This window comes from Haemophilus sp. HMSC61B11 (genome assembly GCF_001838615.1).
Taxonomy (GTDB): Bacteria; Pseudomonadota; Gammaproteobacteria; order Enterobacterales; family Pasteurellaceae; genus Haemophilus_D; species Haemophilus_D parainfluenzae_AD.
In genome coordinates this window covers 41633-59836 of the sequence record NZ_KV837971.1, presented here as the reverse complement: position 1 = coordinate 59836, position 18204 = coordinate 41633, and the positions used below count along the sequence as shown (strand labels likewise).

19 protein-coding genes are annotated in these 18204 nt (G+C 40.3%); 7 read left to right on the top strand and 12 right to left on the bottom strand.

The window, feature by feature from the left end; translation table 11 throughout:
- Positions 1 to 43: 43 nt before the first annotated feature.
- The 3 genes from rbfA (at position 44) to tyrA (ending at position 2564) form a co-directional block, all read left to right on the top strand.
- A complete protein-coding gene (rbfA, locus tag HMPREF3263_RS04485) occupies positions 44 to 430 on the top strand; it encodes a 30S ribosome-binding factor RbfA (protein WP_005696020.1) in 387 nt (128 codons plus the stop codon).
- A complete protein-coding gene (gene truB / locus HMPREF3263_RS04480; RefSeq protein WP_070853025.1) occupies positions 430 to 1353 on the top strand; it encodes a tRNA pseudouridine(55) synthase TruB in 924 nt (307 codons plus the stop codon). The genes rbfA and truB overlap by 1 nt, the downstream gene beginning before the upstream one ends.
- A gap of 86 nt (positions 1354 to 1439) precedes the next feature.
- Positions 1440 to 2564, top strand: a complete 1125-nt coding sequence (tyrA, locus tag HMPREF3263_RS04475) for a bifunctional chorismate mutase/prephenate dehydrogenase (protein ID WP_005699053.1) — start codon at positions 1440 to 1442, stop codon at positions 2562 to 2564.
- Positions 2565 to 2607: 43 nt separating this feature from the next.
- On the opposite strand, the gene queF is transcribed toward tyrA, so the two are convergent.
- From queF to HMPREF3263_RS04450, 5 genes are read right to left on the bottom strand one after another with little or no spacing between them, the layout of a single operon-like run.
- A complete protein-coding gene (queF, locus tag HMPREF3263_RS04470) occupies positions 2608 to 3447 on the bottom strand; it encodes an NADPH-dependent 7-cyano-7-deazaguanine reductase QueF (RefSeq protein WP_005699002.1) in 840 nt (279 codons plus the stop codon).
- A 24-nt stretch (positions 3448 to 3471) separates the two neighbouring features.
- Positions 3472 to 4257, bottom strand: coding sequence for a Zn-ribbon-containing protein (locus tag HMPREF3263_RS04465; RefSeq protein WP_049375675.1), 786 nt, complete (start codon positions 4255 to 4257; stop codon positions 3472 to 3474).
- Between the two features lie 2 nt (positions 4258 to 4259).
- Entirely contained in the window at positions 4260 to 4634 is a 375-nt protein-coding gene (locus HMPREF3263_RS04460; RefSeq protein ID WP_049375676.1) for a SufE family protein, read from the bottom strand.
- Positions 4628 to 5830, bottom strand: a complete 1203-nt coding sequence (locus HMPREF3263_RS04455) for a cysteine desulfurase (protein ID WP_070853024.1) — start codon at positions 5828 to 5830, stop codon at positions 4628 to 4630. The genes HMPREF3263_RS04460 and HMPREF3263_RS04455 overlap by 7 nt, the downstream gene beginning before the upstream one ends.
- Positions 5820 to 6335, bottom strand: a complete 516-nt coding sequence (locus tag HMPREF3263_RS04450; RefSeq protein WP_005699019.1) for a thermonuclease family protein — start codon at positions 6333 to 6335, stop codon at positions 5820 to 5822. Before HMPREF3263_RS04450 ends, HMPREF3263_RS04455 begins: the two co-directional genes overlap by 11 nt.
- Positions 6336 to 6447: 112 nt before the next feature.
- Here HMPREF3263_RS04450 and HMPREF3263_RS04445 point away from each other — a divergent pair, with 112 nt between their 5' ends.
- The 4 genes from HMPREF3263_RS04445 to HMPREF3263_RS04430 are packed head-to-tail and all read left to right on the top strand — an operon-like array spanning position 6448 to position 10904.
- Complete coding sequence (locus tag HMPREF3263_RS04445; protein ID WP_065243244.1) at positions 6448 to 6864, top strand: CidA/LrgA family protein; 417 nt, start codon at positions 6448 to 6450, stop codon at positions 6862 to 6864.
- Positions 6865 to 6873: 9 nt separating this feature from the next.
- Complete coding sequence (locus HMPREF3263_RS04440) at positions 6874 to 7566, top strand: CidB/LrgB family autolysis modulator (RefSeq protein ID WP_070853023.1); 693 nt, start codon at positions 6874 to 6876, stop codon at positions 7564 to 7566.
- Complete coding sequence (locus HMPREF3263_RS04435) at positions 7563 to 8915, top strand: anti-phage deoxyguanosine triphosphatase (RefSeq protein WP_070853022.1); 1353 nt, start codon at positions 7563 to 7565, stop codon at positions 8913 to 8915. Before HMPREF3263_RS04440 ends, HMPREF3263_RS04435 begins: the two co-directional genes overlap by 4 nt.
- Before the next feature lie 45 nt (positions 8916 to 8960).
- Positions 8961 to 10904, top strand: a complete 1944-nt coding sequence (locus HMPREF3263_RS04430; RefSeq protein ID WP_070853021.1) for an ABC transporter ATP-binding protein — start codon at positions 8961 to 8963, stop codon at positions 10902 to 10904.
- Between the two features lie 43 nt (positions 10905 to 10947).
- Here HMPREF3263_RS04430 and HMPREF3263_RS04425 read toward each other — a convergent pair whose 3' ends face one another.
- Genes HMPREF3263_RS04425 through rsxB form a run of 7 tightly spaced genes read right to left on the bottom strand, consistent with a single transcriptional unit; the run spans position 10948 to position 18202 of the window.
- The gene (locus HMPREF3263_RS04425; RefSeq protein ID WP_070853020.1) at positions 10948 to 12318 is read right to left on the bottom strand and encodes a sodium-dependent transporter; all 1371 of its coding nucleotides are present in this window, start codon (positions 12316 to 12318) and stop codon (positions 10948 to 10950) included.
- A gap of 26 nt (positions 12319 to 12344) precedes the next feature.
- The gene (gene nth, locus HMPREF3263_RS04420) at positions 12345 to 12980 is read right to left on the bottom strand and encodes an endonuclease III (RefSeq protein WP_070853019.1); all 636 of its coding nucleotides are present in this window, start codon (positions 12978 to 12980) and stop codon (positions 12345 to 12347) included.
- Entirely contained in the window at positions 12977 to 13687 is a 711-nt protein-coding gene (locus HMPREF3263_RS04415; RefSeq protein WP_070853018.1) for an electron transport complex subunit E, read from the bottom strand. Before HMPREF3263_RS04415 ends, nth begins: the two co-directional genes overlap by 4 nt.
- 10 nt (positions 13688 to 13697) lie before the next feature.
- Complete coding sequence (gene rsxG / locus HMPREF3263_RS04410; protein WP_070853017.1) at positions 13698 to 14324, bottom strand: electron transport complex subunit RsxG; 627 nt, start codon at positions 14322 to 14324, stop codon at positions 13698 to 13700.
- Positions 14324 to 15406, bottom strand: a complete 1083-nt coding sequence (gene rsxD, locus HMPREF3263_RS04405; protein ID WP_070853016.1) for an electron transport complex subunit RsxD — start codon at positions 15404 to 15406, stop codon at positions 14324 to 14326. Before rsxD ends, rsxG begins: the two co-directional genes overlap by 1 nt.
- Positions 15407 to 15420: 14 nt before the next feature.
- Positions 15421 to 17616, bottom strand: coding sequence for an electron transport complex subunit RsxC (gene rsxC / locus HMPREF3263_RS04400; protein ID WP_070853015.1), 2196 nt, complete (start codon positions 17614 to 17616; stop codon positions 15421 to 15423).
- Position 17617: 1 nt separating this feature from the next.
- A complete protein-coding gene (gene rsxB, locus HMPREF3263_RS04395) occupies positions 17618 to 18202 on the bottom strand; it encodes an electron transport complex subunit RsxB (RefSeq protein ID WP_049365523.1) in 585 nt (194 codons plus the stop codon).
- Positions 18203 to 18204 lie beyond the last annotated feature (2 nt).

The window sequence follows — 18204 nt, the reverse complement described above, 5'->3', positions numbered from 1 at the left end:
AAATTCAACGTATTTTTGACCGCTTTTTAATAAGAGAAATATTATGGCAAGAGAATTTAAACGCAGCGATCGTGTTGCACAAGAATTACAAAAAGAAATCGCCATCATTTTACAGCGTGAAGTGAAAGATCCCCGTATTGGCATGGTAACCGTGTCTGATGTGGAGGTATCAAGCGATTTAGCTTATGCAAAAGTGTTTGTCACATTTTTGTTTGATCATGATGAAGTAGCGATCGCACAAGGCATGAAAGGGTTAGAAAAAGCAGCACCTTATATCCGTTCATTAGTGGGTAAAGCGATGCGCTTACGCATTGTGCCGGAAATTCGTTTCTTCTACGATCAATCCTTAGTTGAAGGGATGCGTATGTCTAATTTAGTGACAAACGTGGTACGTGAAGACGAGAAAAAACACGTTGAGGAAAATGACTAATGTCGAGACCTCGTAAACGTGGGCGTGATATTGATGGCGTATTTTTATTAGATAAGCCACAAGGCATGTCATCGAATGACATTATGCAAAAAGTTAAACGCCTATTCCAAGCGAATAAAGCAGGGCATACCGGTGCGCTCGATCCATTGGCAACCGGTATGCTGCCTATTTGTTTAGGTGAAGCGACAAAGTTTTCCCAATTCTTATTAGATGCAGATAAACGCTATGTGGTTACAGCAAAACTAGGTGAGCGTACGGATACCTCGGATGCTGAAGGACAAGTGGTAGAAACTCGTTCTGTCAATGTGGAAACATCACAAATTTTGACCGCACTTGAACAATTCCGTGGTGATATTTTGCAAGTGCCGACTATGTTTTCTGCGTTAAAGCACAATGGAAAACCATTATATGAGTATGCTCGCGCAGGCATTACGGTAGAACGTGAGGCCCGTCCTATCACGATTTTTGAACTAAACTTTATCGAGTATCAAGCACCTTTTTTAACTTTAGAAGTGCATTGTTCGAAAGGAACCTATATTCGTACATTAGTGGATGATTTAGGTGAAGTGTTAGGTTGTGGTGCTCATGTGACCGTGTTACGTCGAACTGCAGTGGCCGATTACCCAACAGAAAAGATGATGACATGGGATGCTTTGCAGACGCTTGCAGAGCAAGATGATCTTGCTCAACTCGATCAACATCTTTTACCGACAGATACAGCGGTCAGTAAACTACCCGCATTACAGCTAAATGCCGAGCAAAGTAAAGGTATCTGCTTTGGACAACGAGTCAAATTTGCTAATGAAGCCAAGTTACATGGTCAAGTGCGGTTGTTTTCTGATAAGAATATCTTTTTAGGCGTGGCACTTATCGATGATAACAATGTAATTCGTCCGCAACGTTTGATTACACAATCTCTCTAACCATTTGCCTTTCTGTTTTAATTCCAGTAATCTCACCTGTAACCTTTTAATTGCAATCAATGTAAATAAGATATTACAGGTGAATTATGGATGTCCTTAACCATTTACGTCAGGAAATTGATGCGCTCGATCGTGAACTGATTCAACTTTTTGCTAAACGCCTCGAACTGGTAAGCCAGGTAGGAGAGGTTAAGCATGAAAAAGGTTTACCAATTTATGCGCCAGAACGTGAATTAGCAATGCTACAAGCGCGCCGAGAAGAGGCGGCGAAAGCGGGAATCTCTCCACAACTTATCGAAGATGTGCTTCGTCGTTTCATGCGTGAATCGTATTCCAATGAAAATCAGTTTGGTTTTAAAACCCTGAATCCAGCCATTAACAAAATTGTTATTGTCGGCGGTTACGGAAAAATGGGGCAATTACTTGCCCGCTATTTGCGCGCTTCTGGTTATCCTATTTCTATTTTAGATCTGGATGATTGGGATGTGGCAGAACGCATTTTAACGAATGCAGATGTTGTCATTGTTTCCGTGCCAATTGATCACACGTTAGAAACCATAGAACGTTTAAAACCCTATTTAACGGAAAATATGCTACTGGCGGATCTCACCTCCGTGAAACGTGCTCCATTAGCTAAAATGTTAGAGGTGCATAAAGGGGCGGTAGTTGGATTGCATCCAATGTTTGGCCCTGATATTGCGAGCATGGCAAAACAAGTGGTTGTGTGTTGTGATGGGCGCTTTAGTGAGTGTTATGAATGGTTACTGGAGCAAATTCAAATCTGGGGTGCAAAAATTTACCAAATTGATGCAGCTGAGCATGATCACAATATGACGTACATTCAAGCATTACGTCACTTTTCTACCTTTGCGAATGGTCTGCATCTTTCTAAACAGCCCGTCAATTTAAGCAATTTATTGGCGCTATCTTCCCCGATTTATCGTTTGGAATTAGCTATGATTGGTCGTCTATTTGCTCAAGATGCGGCACTTTATGCAGATATTATTATGGATAAGCCAGAAAATTTAGATGTGATTGAAAGTTTGAAACAAACCTATGAAGAAGCGTTACAATTCTTTGAAAAAGGCGATCGTCAAGGATTTATTGATGCTTTCCATCAAGTGAGAGAATGGTTTGGGGAATATTCTGATCAATTCTTGCAAGAAAGTCGTCAGTTATTACAACAAGCTCACGATTTACGTCACGTATAAAGTAAAAAGTGCGGTTGATTTTCACCGCACTTTTTCTTTTTACTTATTGTCTTGCCAAACGTAAATTTTGTGGAATTTCCTCAAAGTTCGAACGGAATGGATTAATGTCCAATCCACCACGGCGCGTATAACGCGCATAGACGGTGAGTTTTTCTGGTTTGGCGTAATGCATCAAGTCACAGAAAATACGCTCGACACACTGCTCGTGAAACTCATTATGTTGACGGAAAGACACTATGTAGCGGAGAAGTTTTTCGCGATCGATTTGCTTACCCACATAATGAATTTGCACGGTTCCCCAATCCGGCTGACTGGTGATAAGACAGTTAGATTTCAATAAATGGCTTACTAAGGTTTCTTCCACCACGTTATTGGACGTACAATCTTGCAAAATGTCTGCATCAAATTCGTAGCTGTGGATTTCGATATCCTGATCATCAATGCAATCGCCCGGTAAAGTATCAATACTTTGTCCTTGATAATGGGATAAAGGATGCAAACGTACTTTGACCTCGCCTTGAGCACAAGCACTTAGATCTTCACGCATAGTGCGTTCTACGCTAGCAAAATCAGCAAATTTACTTTGGTTAAAGCTATTTAAGTAGAGTTTAAAGCTTTTCGATTCAATTAAATTTTCACTGCGATAATCAATTTCCACATCGGCAATAGCTACTTGTGGCAAACCTTTTGGATTTAACCAAGAAATTTCGTAGGCTGTCCAAATATCCGCCCCTTCGGAAAATGGCTGTTGTTCAGTTATGCCTAAGCCATCACGATTGAGTTTTCGAGGCACGGGTTGTAACAAAGTGCGGTCATAATTCGCAGCATATTCTGTTGCTTGACCGAGTTTTAAAGATTGAAGGCTTTTATCTTGATAGTTCATTTGTTTTCCTGAATGACGAAAGCGTTATAAAAAATTCCACGACACATTCGAGACTAATCGACATTGGTCGCATTTAAAGTAAATTACATCAAATAGTGGTGCGTCTAATGTCCAATCGCCACCACATTGCGGGCAACAGCGTTGTTGTTCCGATTCTAAAGAATGTCCACCGACACGGTATAAATAATAATAGGTCGGTATGCCACTTTCTTTTTCGATTTCAGTAGCAAGGTAGCGTCCATGTTTACAGAGCGTGCTATTAATCTCGGAGATTTCGTTTAATGCTTCTTTTTCTAAAGCTGAACCATTCATTTGCAACTGATCGCAAGCCTGCCAATTTTCCTGCCATTTAATCAAATCTTGGCTTAAGTGCGGTTGATTTTTTAGCTGTTTATAAAGTGGAATTGGGGAGAAATCATCTCCGCTATGCAATGGCGAGCAAGATTGCAAATGTGTGGTATAAAGCATCTGCCATGCAGGATGGCTGCATTCTGCGGTGCTGTCTGCATTTAAATCATCGGCAATAATTTGAAAACCCTGAAAATTTAGACCGCACTTTTCAGCATTTTCCATCGCCAGATTTACAGTTTGGTTATTATTCTCGGGTAAAAGGCTATCTTGCTCAGGGCAAATAACGCGCATTGCAAAACCTTGTTCGCTGTCTTCCTCCATCAAATAAAGCGGGATTTCACGGCCGATAATTTGTCCGTTATAACGCCATTGGTCGATGACGGCATTGAGCAAACGGCTTTGTTGCCCAATATCATTTTCTAAGGCGGTCAATTTAAAAAAAGGTTCGATCAGATACATAATTACAGATTGTGTAAGATTTCTTCGATTTGTTTTAAACCGTTTAAACGGGTTGCAGTTAAGCGAGAGGCAATACCAAGCTCATCAAAAAATTGACGAATATTAAATTGTTGTAATTGGTTTCGGGTTTGGCCGTTGATGTTTTGTAACAACAACCATAACAGACCATTCATAATACGTGCCTCGCTGTAAGCTTGAAATTGAAACGTATCATCATTTTGTGGAATAGCCTTAAACCAAAGTCCCGCTTCACAGCCTTGAATTGATCGCATTTGAGTTAATTCATCTGGAGAGGGAGGAGAGATATGCTTACCGGTTTGAATAATAAAACGGTAGCGATCTTCCCAATTTTTTGCCTGTTTAATGTTTTCTAGCATGTTAATAACTCTAAGGATTTATCTAATGCCGCAAAAAAAGCTTCCACATCTTGTGGGCTGTTATAAGGCGCAAAAGAAAGTCTTAATGTGGTACGTTCACCAAGACGGGCTAAGTAAGGTTGGGCACAATGTTCACCAACACGCAATGCAATTTTTTGTTCGCTTAAGAGGGTAGCAAGATCAGATGCTGCAATACCATCAAAGACAAAACAAACTACTGAACTCGGTTGCGGTGAATTGAATAAACGACAATTCGGATAGTTTTTTAACCGCACTTTACTTTGCTCGGCAAGCTCAATGGCATGAGTTTCGGCGGCCTGAAAATCCCATTTTTTGAGCCGATCTAGCACTGCACCAAAGCCAATCACGCCCGCAATATTTGGTGTGCCGGCTTCTAGTCGATAAGGCAAATCGGCAAAAGTAATACATTCATGGGATACGCGCTCAATCATTTTTCCACCGTAAAAAAGCGGTTGTAGCAGGGAAAGTGAGCTTAATTTTCCGCTTAATACGCCAATGCCGTTTGGCCCATAAATTTTATGTGCAGAAAAGGCAATAAAATCCGCATCTAATGCTTGTAAATCAATTTGTATATGGCTAATAGCCTGAGCGGCATCCACTAAAACGAGCGCATTGCTATGTTGACGGATTACTCGAATTAAATGTTGGATATGTTGTTCTGTTCCCGTTACGTTGGAAACAAAATTGAGCGCCACTAATTTGGTTTTCTCATTTAAGGCTGCAATTAAGGCATTTTCATCAATTAACCAATTATCCAAAATAGGCAATACTTGAATTTTTGCCCCGCATTTTTTCGCTGTCTCATGCCACGTAACAAAATTAGCATGATGGTCTGCTTGGCTAATTAAAATCTCGTCATCTGTATGCAAAGAGGGGAGTAAACCATTAGCGACTAAATTAATGCTATGCGTCGTTCCTAAAGTCCAAATCACTGCTTTTTCATCTTCTGCATTAATTAAGGTTTTAACTAAGTGACGGGCATTTTCATATTGTGCTGTTTGTGCGGCTTCATACTGACTACGATGCACGGAGCCTGCCGATTGATAAAAAGTACTTGTTGCATCAATTAGTGCTTGAGGTTTTAATGCTGTTGCCGCATTATCCAAATAAACCACGGCATTTGACGATTTAAAATAAGGAAATTCATTTTTAAATGATTGATAATCAAAAGCCATGTTGACCTCCATGTTTGCCTGCTTTGTTCTGTTTTCGCCATTCATAAGGGGCAATAGGGTTGGAATCTCGCCATAAGCCAATTTTTTGTTGTTGGGCAAAATCTTGTGCCTGAAAGTAGAGTGGATTTTTAACATATTGCGGATAAACCCACGCCATGCCGTTTTTTACCATTTCTAAGTTGATGTTTTGTTCTTGCAGGTAAACCGTTGCCAAAATACGTTGGTAACGATCGTAACCAGAAACGGACAACGTCACATTTTGTTTGAAAACCAGTTGTGAAAGATATTGTTTGGCTTTCTTTCCAAATGGTTGGCCTTTTTCCGGTGCATCAATTTCTTGTAATCGCACTTTGAGTTGTTTTTTAGTGGGTAAAAGGCAAGTTAAGGTGTCGCCATCGCTGACACCTACAACCCAACATGCCATTTGGCGTTCAGTAGCGACTGAAAATTGCGTCCAAAGTGCGGTCAAAATTAGGGCTAAAAATAAGAAAGCATTTTTAATCATTTGGAATTTCTTTGATCTATATCGCAATATTTAACTAAAAAGAGAGGGTAATTCTAACAAAAAAAGCGTAAAATAAATTTGAATTATTGTTAAATAAGTTGAAAGAGGAAATATGTTACTCCAAAAAGGCGTTCAACTTGTTCGCTCGCTCGTGATTTTATACATTATATTGCTACTCGGCAATTTGATTTCGCAGTATGTGCCTGTTGGAATTCCTGGCAGCATCTGGGGATTGTTAATACTTTTTATTGGATTAACCACTCGTATCATTCGTTTAGAATGGATTTATTTGGGTTCTAGTTTGTTAATTCGGTATATGGCAGTACTTTTTGTGCCAGTGAGTGTAGGCATTATCAAATATTATGATTTACTTGTTTCTCAATGGAAAATTTTACTCATTCCAAATATTCTCAGTACTTTTCTGACGCTCTTTATTATCGCATTTTGGGGTAATTATTTGTTTTACAAGCAATCTTTTGCTCATAAACGTCAGAAAGTATTAGAGAAACGTAATTTTCAGGCAGACTAAGGTTTTATTATGCAGTATGCAATTTATCTTTATACTGGTTTAACGATTTTTGGATTTTGGCTCGCATTACAAATTAGTAAACGTTGGAAGTCCATGATTTTCAATACTTTCGTACTTACTGTATCCATTCTCGTTTTTATCTTAGAGGTAGGAGGTATTCCTTATGATAATTATATGACAGGAAATGCGCCGATTAATAATTTATTAGGGTTGAGTATTGTTGCACTAGCGTTACCGTTGTATGAACAACTTCGTCAAATTGCCAAACAGTGGAAAATTATCCTTTCAGTCGTCATATTGGCTTCGATATTCTCAATGTTTACAGGGGCTATTTTTGCTATTATTTTAGGCGCAAGTCCTGAAATGGTAGCAACAGTATTACCAAAATCGATTACTACCCCTATTGCGATGGAAGTGTCTTCGCATTTAGGCGGTATTCCCGCCGTGACTGCGGTAGGTGTGGTCGTTGCCGGTTTACAAGGCTCCGTTTTTGGTTATCTCATCTTGAAAAAAGTTGGGATTAAACAACAAGAAGCAGTGGGTTTGTCTGTTGGTGCGGTTTCTCACGCATTAGGTACGGTAAGTTGTATGGAAGCCGATCCAAAAGCGGGTAGTTATAGTTCGATTTCTTTGGTACTTTGCGGTATTATGAGTTCTATTTTAGCGCCCTTAGTATTCTATGTTATTCGTTTATTTTTATGAGAACCCAATTAGCTGATTTTTGGACTGAACGTTTCCTTCCTGATCCGCCTCGCGAAAAAGATCACCGACCTCCCTTTCGTCGTGATCGCGGACGGATTTTACATTCTGCCGCTTTCCGTTGTTTACAAGCCAAAACACAGATTCATGCTGTGGGAGAAAATGATTTTTATCGCACTCGTTTAACCCATTCCCTTGAAGTGGCACAAATCGGTAGCAGCCTTGTTTCCCAATTAAAATTTGCGGAAAGTTATGTTGCTATTTCAGACCAGCTTCATATTGAAAAAAGTGAATTACAGAAACAACTCAAACCTTTATTACCAAGTAATGATTTAATTGAAAGTTTGTGCTTTGCGCATGATATTGGCCATCCACCATTTGGTCATGGTGGGGAAGTGGCCCTCAATTATATGATGCGGAATCATGGCGGCTTTGAAGGCAATGCGCAGACATTTCGTATCATTACTAAACTTGAGCCTTATACTGAAACAGCAGGGATGAATTTAACGCGTCGTGCTATTTTAGGCGTGGTGAAATATCCGAATATTTTAGACTTATCTTCCCCTCAATATGTCCAGTTGCCGCATACTGAAAGCGCTGATCCGCGTTATGTCAAAATTAGTGATTGGAAACCAGGAAAAGGGTTATTCCGTGATGACGTCACAATGTTTGATTGGCTGTTGCAAAATCTTTCTGAAAATGACCGCACTTTATTTGGTTCATTTCAAAAAGTGCGGTCAAATCCTGTCGAGTTTTTAAAAACACAATTTAAATCGTTAGATTGTAGCATTATGGAGTTGGCAGACGATATTGCCTATGGCGTACATGATTTAGAAGATGCGATTGTGACCGGTGTAGTAAATCAACATCAATGGCAAGAAGCCTTAGATGAACTTAAAACGATTCCTTCGGATTGGCTGGCAAAAAATATAGAGCAAGTCAGCCAACGATTGTTCTCCAATCATCATTTTGAACGTAAAAATGCCATTGGTGCATTAGTGAATTTCTTTATTACTCATGTACGTTGGAAAGTCACCGGCAATTTTGATGAACCTTTGTTACGTTATAACGCAGAACTACCGCAAGATGTGATTGCTGCATTAAATGTGTTCAAAAAATTTGTGTGGAAATACGTGATTCGCCATGTAGAAACGCAACGTATTGAATATAAAGGACAACGTATTCTCACAGAAATGTTCCAGATTTTTGAGTCTGATCCAGAACGTTTATTGCCAACGAATACCGCTAATCGCTGGAGAAATGCACCAGAACAGGGCAAAAAACGCATTATTTGTGATTATATTGCGGGCATGTCAGATGCCTATGCCTTAAAGGTTTATCACCAGCTTTAAAGTTCGGTTATTTTTATTGATATTTTGAATTTATAGGACAATTTTGTGGCATTAATTAGTTTAACTAACGCTTATCTTTCTTTTAGTGATCATCCTTTACTTGATCACGCCGAATTGCATATTGAACCCAATGAGCGCGTGTGTTTGGTGGGGCGTAACGGGGCAGGTAAATCGACTTTATTAAAAATTATTGCACAGCAAGTCACCATGGATGACGGTAAAGTGCAGTATGAAAAAGATTTAGTGGTTTCACGTTTAGAACAAGACCCGCCTCGCCACGCTGAAGGGAATGTATTTGATTATGTGGCGGAAGGGATTGAGCATTTAGCGGATTTGTTAAAGGAATATCACCATATTTCGCAAGAGTTGACACAAAATTATAGCGAGCAAATTCTTAATCAACTGGCGCAAGTACAAGCCAAATTAGAGCATGCCAACGGCTGGCAGTTTGAAAATAAAATCAATGAAGTCCTGCAAAAGCTCGAGTTAAATCCCGATACTAAATTAGCCGATTTATCGGGTGGTTGGTTGCGTAAAGCCGCTCTTGCTCGTGCGTTGGTGTGTAATCCTGATGTCTTGTTATTAGATGAACCGACCAACCATTTGGATGTAGATGCAATCGAATGGTTAGAAAACTTCTTATTAGAATTTAGCGGAAGTATTGTATTTATTTCCCACGACCGTTCTTTTATCCGCAAAATGGCGACCCGTATTGTCGATTTGGACCGCGGTAAACTGGTGTCCTATCCGGGCAACTATGATTTATATCTTACGACCAAGGAAGAGAATTTGCGTGTTGAAGCGTTGCAAAATGAATTATTTGATAAACGTTTAGCGCAAGAAGAAGTGTGGATTCGTCAAGGTATTAAAGCTCGCCGTACGCGTAATGAGGGACGAGTGCGCGCCTTAAAAGCGATGCGTGAAGAACGTCGCCAACGTCGTGAAGTGATGGGTACCGCCAAGTTACAATTAGATAACTCGAGTCGCTCTGGCAAAATAGTATTTGAAATGGAAGATGTGAACTATGAAATTGAAGGCAAACAACTTCTCAAAGATTTCAGTACGACCATTTTACGTGGCGATAAAATTGCATTGGTTGGCCCAAATGGTTGCGGAAAAACCACATTTATTAAACTTTTATTAGGTGAAATTAAGCCAACGAGTGGTCGCATTCATTGCGGTACAAAATTAGATATCGCTTATTTTGACCAATATCGTGCTGATCTTGATCCAGAAAAAACGGTAATGGATAACGTTGCTGATGGAAAGCAGGATATTGAGGTTAATGGTGTAAAACGTCATGTGTTGGGCTATTTGCAGGATTTCTTATTTCCACCAAAACGCGCCATGACACCTGTCAAAGCCCTTTCTGGTGGTGAACGTAATCGCTTGTTATTGGCTAAATTATTACTGAAACCGAATAATCTACTGATTCTCGATGAACCAACCAATGACTTGGATGTAGAAACCTTAGAATTATTGGAAGAAATCCTCACGGATTATCAAGGCACCTTGTTGATTGTCAGCCATGATCGTCAGTTTATTGATAACGTTGCGACGGAGTGTTATTTCTTTGAAGGCGACGGTGTATTGAATAAATACGTGGGCGGTTTCTTTGATGCAAAAGGACAACAAGCCAATTACTTTGCCATGAAAGCAGAGCAAGAAGCTCAAAAAGTCAAAAAAGAAACACCAAAAGCACAGGAAAGTGCGGTTAAAAATGACGTTGTTTCTCAAAAGCCAAAATCCGTTAAACTGTCTTACAAAGAACAACGTGAGTTAGAACAACTTCCACAGCTATTGGAAGAATTCGAAGAGAAAATTACCGCACTTCAAGCTGAAATTGGTGACCCTCACTTTTTCCAACAAGCCCATGATGTAACGGATGCAAAGCTAAAAGAATTAGCGGATACGGAAGCAGAACTTGAAACTGCATTTATGCGATGGGAAGAACTTGAAGAGAAAAAGACCCAAGCTGAAGCAAAATAGGGTATAGGTAAAAAGAAACCGAGCTAAATAGCTCGGTTTTTTATTAAATATTACTGATAAAAATTACCAAAATAATTACAGGTACCACAAATTTGACATAGTTAAACCAAATTGTGGTGAAGAGCGAATTTGGTGTCGGTGATAGTTCTTTTTTCGCATCGTCTTTTAACACAAAACCAACGAAAATAGCACAACCAAGTGCGGTCAACATAAAGAGAATATTGCCGCTGACGAAATCGAAGGCATCGAAAATGCTTTTACCGAAGATAGTGAAATCTTTCCAAAGGTTATCACCTAGAATAGAGGGTATATTACCTAATAAGAAAATCCCCATCAAGGTAACAAAAATCGCTTTACCACGGCGCATTCTGAGTTTTTCTTGTAATGCGGTGATGATGACTTCATAAATGGTAATTGATGTAGTTAATGCCGCAATAAGCAATAAGCCGAAGAAGACGATAGCAAAGAATTTACCTGCCCATAAGTGTGAGAATACAATTGGTAAACTTTGGAAAACCAAGGTTGGTCCTGCGTTAGGTTCAATGCCGAATGTGAATAATGACGGGAAGATCATAAAACCACATAACACAGCAATAATGGTATTGGTAAAACCTGTAATAACGGCTGTATGAATAAGGTTTTCTTCCTTATTTAAATAGCTGGAGAGGGTAATTAATACACCGAAGCCAAGGCTTAATGCGAAGAACACTTGACCTAATACGAAAATGAATAATTTAGGTGTGATTTTGCTGAAATCTGGTTTTAAGTAGAAAGTCACACCTTCCATTGCACCCGGTAAGGTAAGATTACGAATTACCATGCCAATTAGGAAAATAAAGAGCAATGGCATTAAGTATTTTACGGAACGTTCAATCCCGCCGATGATACCTTTTGCCAAAATAATGTAATTCACCGCCACGAACAAGAAGGTGTAAAGCATGATTTCCCATGGGCTGTTGCTGATGTGTAAATCGTAGAAATCTTTGGCCACTTCTTTTGTAATTGGGGCGCTAATATCAAGGGTGTTATTCATCAGACTAATGATATAAGACATCACCCAACCACCTAATACCATGTAATAAGCCATGATACCAAATGCGCCAAGAAGCCCCATGTAACCAAGAATCTTCCAATATTTGGAGATGTTTTTACCTTTATCCTGGATTTTGTCGCCAAAGGCATCAATGGAATTCACACGCAAACGGCGACCAATAACGTTTTCCACTAAAATCATTGGGATACCAATGACAATCATCGCGATACAAAAAAGGAGTACGTAGGCACCGCCGCCATTTTCACCCACTAAATAAGGAAAGCGCCAAGTGGCTCCAAAGCCAACTGTCGCGCCCGCAACGGTGAGCACATAAGTTAGTCGGCTAGACCACGTTTGGCGAGATTGAGTGTTTGTAGTCATAATATATTCCGTTTGCTTTTATTCGTTTAATATTCTGTTTTTTCTTTGTATTCGCAGAGATCTTCAATAATGCAAGCCCCACAGCGAGGTTTCCGCGCGGTACAAGTATAGCGCCCATGTAAAATAAGCCAGTGATGTACATCCACTTTAAATTCTTTTGGCACAACTTTGAGCAGTTTTTCTTCCACTTTTACCACATCTTTGCCAGGGGCAAAGTTTGTGCGGTTGCATACGCGAAAAATATGCGTATCCACTGCAATAGTTGGATGACCGAAAGCGGTATTTAACACGACATTTGCCGTTTTTCTGCCGACCCCCGCAAGGGCTTCTAACGCTTCTCGATTTTCGGGTACTTCACCGTTGTGCTTTTCAACTAAATCACGGCAGGTTTTAATGATGTTTTCTGCTTTACTGTTATAAAGCCCGATGGTTTTAATATATTCTTTTAAATCCTCTAAGCCGAGATCTAAAATAGCTTGTGGGGTATTTGCCACAGGGAATAATTTTGCTGTCGCTTTATTCACGCCTTTATCGGTGGCTTGGGCTGACAAAATCACAGCAATGAGTAATTCGAAAGGCGAATTATACTCTAATTCCGTGGTGGGATGCGGGTTTTGCTCCCGAAGTCGAGTGAGAATTTCAATTCGTTTAGCTTGGTTCATTTTTTCATATCAATTCGGTTTTTAATCGCCAGTAGGATGCCTAATCCAATAAACGCACCTGGCGGAAGAATAAAGAGTAAAAAGCTGCTGTCAGCGTGATAAATATGTAATGTCAGGAATTTTGCCCCTTGACCGAATAGGTTTTCAATGCCTTCAAAAAGGGTACCTTGGCCTAAGATTTCACGTAGCGCACCTAATACGGTGATACTTAATGCCATGCCTAATCCCATCGAAAAACCATCCCAGGCAGCATGTGCAATGCTATTTTTAGATGCAAAGGCCTCGGCTCGACCGATGACGATACAGTTAGTCACGATTAAAGGAATAAAAATCCCAAGTGCTTGATAGAGTGTATAGGTATAAGCATTCATCAATAATTGCACCACGGTTACGGTGGTGGCAATAATCATCACATAAATCGGAATACGGATTTCATGAGGGATTTGCTTACGAAAGAGCGATACAACGGTGTTTGTACAGGTTAAAACCAACATAGTCGCCAAACCTAAACCTAATGCATTTGTTGCAGTACTTGAAACAGCCAACAGCGGACAAAGCCCCAATAATTGCACGAGGGTAGAGTTGTTTTTCCATACGCCTTGAATAAAGATTTCTTTCCAAACAGAAGGCGTTTGCGTTATTTCTTCTGAATTTTCAACCGCACTTTGCTCATCAAGTGCGGTCGTTTTTTCGGTTAAATCAGTCATAATAAATATCCTATTGCGCGTATTTTTTTGCCATCTCGTTGAGTAATGCCTCATTTTCAAGTATCACGAGAGCAGAGCGTTTTACTTGATTCACAATCGCGCGCGGCGTAATCGTTGCGCCAGAAAATTGGTCGAATTTACCGCCATCTTTTTTGACCGCCCAATCTTTTAGGCTTTCAGGTACGATAACTTGGTTTGTAAAACTTAAAATCCAGTCAGAAATGCGAAGTTCGATTTTATCGCCTAATCCAGGGGTTTCATGATGTTCGATGACACGCACACCTAAAACTTCACCTTTTGGTGTAATACCCACCAATAAACGGATATTCCCTGAATAACCATCAGGTGCCGTTGTTTCATAAGCATAGGCAGTTGGTACATGATCTTTAATAGCAAAATAGAGTTTTTGAATGCCTTTGAGTTTATCTTGCTCGGGCGTTTCTACGCTTTCAAGCAAGTTATTATTAAAATAATCTTGAGGAATGACTTGGAGTAATAACGCTTTTTGTTGTTCAGCCATGGCTTCATCAATTTTATCTTTTGTCAGCATATAAATGCCAGCAGAAACAGCGGTACATACAAGCGCAATAAAACCTAATAACAAACCAAAACGGGAGGTGACTTTAAAAATACCCATTATTTTCTCCCTTTTGCAAAGTGCCCCGCTACGCGAGGACGAGTGTAGTAGTCGATAAGTGGCACACAAATATTACTTAATAAAATCGCAAATGCCACGCCGTCAGGGTAGTTTCCAAAGTAACGAATGAGGTAAACCAATAATCCGACCAAGGAACCAAATACAAGCTTGCCGCGAGGTGTAATAGACGCTGTGACAGGGTCAGTCGCAATAAAGAACGCGCCAAACATCATCGCGCCGCTAAAGAGTTGGCTAATCATACTTAAATGATGATGGCCTGACATCGCAGTGATTGTTGCTAAGGTCACAAAGGTCACGAGCATTGAAACAGGAATTTGCCAGTGAATTTTTTTCTTTAAGATTAATATAATTCCACCAAGCATGAATGCCAGATTGACTTGCCACCAACCTTCAGCAAAGTCAGTCCCGTTTTGTAATAAAATCGGTAATTTTACAAAATCATGAAATACGCTTTCATCGCCTTGATGTAAGTTATAGAAGATTTTTGCACTGTCTAATGGTGTCGCTTGTGTAATTCCATCAATGGAATGGACGAGTTGACTTAAGCTAAAACCGTCAGTGGTTAAGCCAGTGAAAATTAAAGAAAGAGAGTCCGCAAATGTTGGGGGTTCATTCAATAATGAAATAGGTGGCATCCAACTTGTCATTTGTAGTGGGAAAGAAATCAATAGCACCACATAACCCACCATAGCTGGATTAAATGGGTTTTGTCCCAAGCCACCATAAACATGTTTACCTAGAATAACAGCGGAAAGCGTACCGATTAAAATCACCCAATAAGGTGCATAAGGCGGAATCGCCATCGCTAAAATTAAGGCGGTAAGCACCACGCTAAAATCTGAAATATAGACTAGGTTGGGCTTATTGCGCAATTTGGTCACAATAAACTCAAGCAATAATGCGAAAGAAATAGCCAAAGCGGATTGCACCAAAACACCCATTCCAAAATAATAAATCTGTGTGAGCAGAGCAGGCAGCATGGCTGCAATCACCCATAACATAATACGGGCGGTTAATTTGCCTGAATGAGTATGAGGCGAACTCACCATTTTCTTAAACATAATCTTTTCCTGCGTTATTCAGTTTCTTTGACAGCTTCAGCAGCCGCTTTTTTTGCTTTAGCTCTTGCTATGGCTGCTGCGATAGCAGCTTTTTTTGGATCAAGTGCGGTTGGGTTTTCATCTGTTTTTTCGACTGCACTTTCAGTTACATTTGTCGTAACCGTTTCACCTTGAGCAGCAGCTTTCTTAGCTTTTGCTCTCGCAATAGCGGCAGCTACAGCGGCTTTTTTAGGATCTAGTGCGGTTGGATTTTCATCTATTTTTTCAACCGTACTTTCAATTTCATTTGTTGCAACTGTTTCACCTTGAGCGGCGGCTTTCTTTGCTTTAGCTCTTGCAATGGCTGCAGCTACTGCGGCTTTTTTCAGGTCAAGTGCGGTTGAGTTTTCATCTATTTTTTCGACTGCATTTTCAGTTGTATTTGTCGTAACAGCTTCACCTTGAGCGGCAGCTTTCTTAGCTTTGGCTCTTGCTATGGCTGCAGCTACAGCTGCTTTCTTCGCATCTTTTTCATCAGTTTGTGACAGTGTTGCATCCGACGCAGTGCTTGTATCTGCTTGTGCTTGTTGTCTAGCAAGACGGCGGGCTTTACGTTGCTCCATGAGTTCATGGTTGTCCGGTAAGATTTCCCCTTTCTCAGATACGATAGTTTTCGTTTCTTTATTTGCTGCTGAACCCGCTTGTTTTGCTTTCAAGCGTTCTAACGCGGCTTTAACGGGGTCTTCACCTTTTTGTTTTGCAAGTTCTTCTCGACGAGCTTCTGCCGCACGTTGTGAACGAGCTTTACGCTCTTGTTCTTCACGCTCCATACGAGCTTGTTTGGCTTCAAAACGGATTTTAGCCTCTTCGGCTTTTTTCGCTTTTTCTTTAATTTCCCAAATTAGCACTTTTTCTTGACGGAAATATTGGATAAGCGGAATGTGGCTTGGGCAAACATAGGCACACACACCACATTCAATACAATCTTTTAAGCAATATTCTTCTGATTTTTGGTGATCTTCACTGCGAGCATACCAATAAAGTTGCTGTGGCATTAAATTGACTGGGCAAGCATCAGAACAAGCAGAGCAGCGGATACAAGATTGCTCCGGTTCAGGTTCACCATATTCAAAATGATCGGGTGCTAATAAACAGTTTATTAATTTTGTGACGGGTGCGTTGAGATCAGAAAGTTGTAATCCCATCATTGGTCCGCCTGCAAAAACAGGGAAGCGCTCATCATATTGATAGCCAACTTGCGCCAATAAATGGTCAACTGGTGTACCTAAGCGAACCCAGTAGTTGCCTTTCTCTGAAATTTTATCACCAGTCAGCGTAACGACACGCTCAATTAAAGGCTCATCATTAATAACCGCTCTTTTCACCGCAAAAGCTGTACCGACATTATGCATTAATACGCCAATATCGTAAGAACGTCCGCCACTTGGCACTTCCATGCCGGTAAGCAAATAAATCAGTTGTTTGGCAGCACCAGATGGATATTTAGTCGGAATAACGCGCAATTCAATGTCATTTGCACCATGTAGTGATTGTTGAATAGCCTGAATTGCTTCAGGTTTATTGTCTTCAACCGCAATCACCACTTTTTCAGGACGTAAGATATAACGTAAAATGCGAATCCCTTCGATCATTTCATCCGTGTAATCACGCATTAAGCGATCATCACAGGTAATATAAGGTTCGCATTCCGCACCGTTAATAATTAAAAGTTTAACTTTCTTTTCAGCTGATTGGATTTTGGCTGCAGTAGGGAATACCGCACCACCTAAGCCGGCAACCCCTGCTTGATAAATACGATCAATGAGTTGTTCGACAGGTTGTGTGAAAAATTCTTCAAGTGGAAATTGCTCACGCCATTTATCCAAGCCATCCGCTTGAATATGAATCATATCCTCGGTTAAACCCGAAGGATGGGGCGCAACATGTTTTCCGATAAACTTTACGGTACCAGAAGTTGGCGCGTGAACAGGCAAGGTTCTTAAACCATCACCTTGTGTTAAAGGTTGACCTTTAAGCACATAATCGCCTTCTTTAACTAATACATTTCCCGCTGTGCCGGCATGTTGTTTAATTGGCACGTAAAAATCATGAGCAAGTTCAGATTGCTGAATAGGGGATTGGTTTGATTGAGATTTCATTCCAGGAGGATGAATACCACCTTTAAAATCCCAAATTTTGCCGGAGTTAAATCTTGTTAATACATCAGCCATATTATTCCGACTCCCCAACCACTAATTTTTTCTCGATTTCTGTGGTGTTTACAACCGGAATGACTAATTTAGGATCAAACTTCCAGTTCCAATTATCAATATCTTTTTTCACTTTAATCATGGAAATACAATCTGTTGGACAAGGTGCGACGCAAAGTTCACAGCCTGTACAGAGATCGGGAATAATAGTATGCATGGCTTTGTTTGTACCAATAATGGCATCAACAGGGCAGGCTTGAATACATTTGGTACAGCCAATACACATATTTTCATCAATAAAAGCAACCATTTCTTCAGGTTCAGCGACATCATCCATTGCTGGGACATCAACGCCCATGATTTCGGCAATTTTTACTACCGTCGGACGACCACCTGGCACGCATTTTGTGATAACGTCACCATTAGCAATTGCTTCAGCATAAGGCTTACAGCCAGGATAGCCGCATTGCCCACATTGGCTTTGCGGTAAGATAGCATCAATTTTTTCGACGATAGGATCAGCTTCGACTTTTAATTTAATCGAAGCAAAGCCTAAAATCGCGCCAAAAATTAAAGCGAGAACGGTTACTGAAATTAAGATAAACATTA

Coding starts and splice junctions, on each gene's coding strand:
- rbfA (WP_005696020.1), top strand. CDS start 44: ATGGCAAGAGAATTTAAACGCAGCGATCGTGTTGCACAAGAATTACAA.
- truB (WP_070853025.1), top strand. CDS start 430: ATGTCGAGACCTCGTAAACGTGGGCGTGATATTGATGGCGTATTTTTA.
- tyrA (WP_005699053.1), top strand. CDS start 1,440: ATGGATGTCCTTAACCATTTACGTCAGGAAATTGATGCGCTCGATCGT.
- queF (WP_005699002.1), bottom strand. CDS start 3,447: ATGAACTATCAAGATAAAAGCCTTCAATCTTTAAAACTCGGTCAAGCA.
- HMPREF3263_RS04465 (WP_049375675.1), bottom strand. CDS start 4,257: ATGTATCTGATCGAACCTTTTTTTAAATTGACCGCCTTAGAAAATGAT.
- HMPREF3263_RS04460 (WP_049375676.1), bottom strand. CDS start 4,634: ATGCTAGAAAACATTAAACAGGCAAAAAATTGGGAAGATCGCTACCGT.
- HMPREF3263_RS04455 (WP_070853024.1), bottom strand. CDS start 5,830: ATGGCTTTTGATTATCAATCATTTAAAAATGAATTTCCTTATTTTAAA.
- HMPREF3263_RS04450 (WP_005699019.1), bottom strand. CDS start 6,335: ATGATTAAAAATGCTTTCTTATTTTTAGCCCTAATTTTGACCGCACTT.
- HMPREF3263_RS04445 (WP_065243244.1), top strand. CDS start 6,448: ATGTTACTCCAAAAAGGCGTTCAACTTGTTCGCTCGCTCGTGATTTTA.
- HMPREF3263_RS04440 (WP_070853023.1), top strand. CDS start 6,874: ATGCAGTATGCAATTTATCTTTATACTGGTTTAACGATTTTTGGATTT.
- HMPREF3263_RS04435 (WP_070853022.1), top strand. CDS start 7,563: ATGAGAACCCAATTAGCTGATTTTTGGACTGAACGTTTCCTTCCTGAT.
- HMPREF3263_RS04425 (WP_070853020.1), bottom strand. CDS start 12,318: ATGACTACAAACACTCAATCTCGCCAAACGTGGTCTAGCCGACTAACT.
- nth (WP_070853019.1), bottom strand. CDS start 12,980: ATGAACCAAGCTAAACGAATTGAAATTCTCACTCGACTTCGGGAGCAA.
- HMPREF3263_RS04415 (WP_070853018.1), bottom strand. CDS start 13,687: ATGACTGATTTAACCGAAAAAACGACCGCACTTGATGAGCAAAGTGCG.
- rsxG (WP_070853017.1), bottom strand. CDS start 14,324: ATGGGTATTTTTAAAGTCACCTCCCGTTTTGGTTTGTTATTAGGTTTT.
- rsxD (WP_070853016.1), bottom strand. CDS start 15,406: ATGTTTAAGAAAATGGTGAGTTCGCCTCATACTCATTCAGGCAAATTA.
- rsxC (WP_070853015.1), bottom strand. CDS start 17,616: ATGGCTGATGTATTAACAAGATTTAACTCCGGCAAAATTTGGGATTTT.
- rsxB (WP_049365523.1), bottom strand. CDS start 18,202: ATGTTTATCTTAATTTCAGTAACCGTTCTCGCTTTAATTTTTGGCGCG.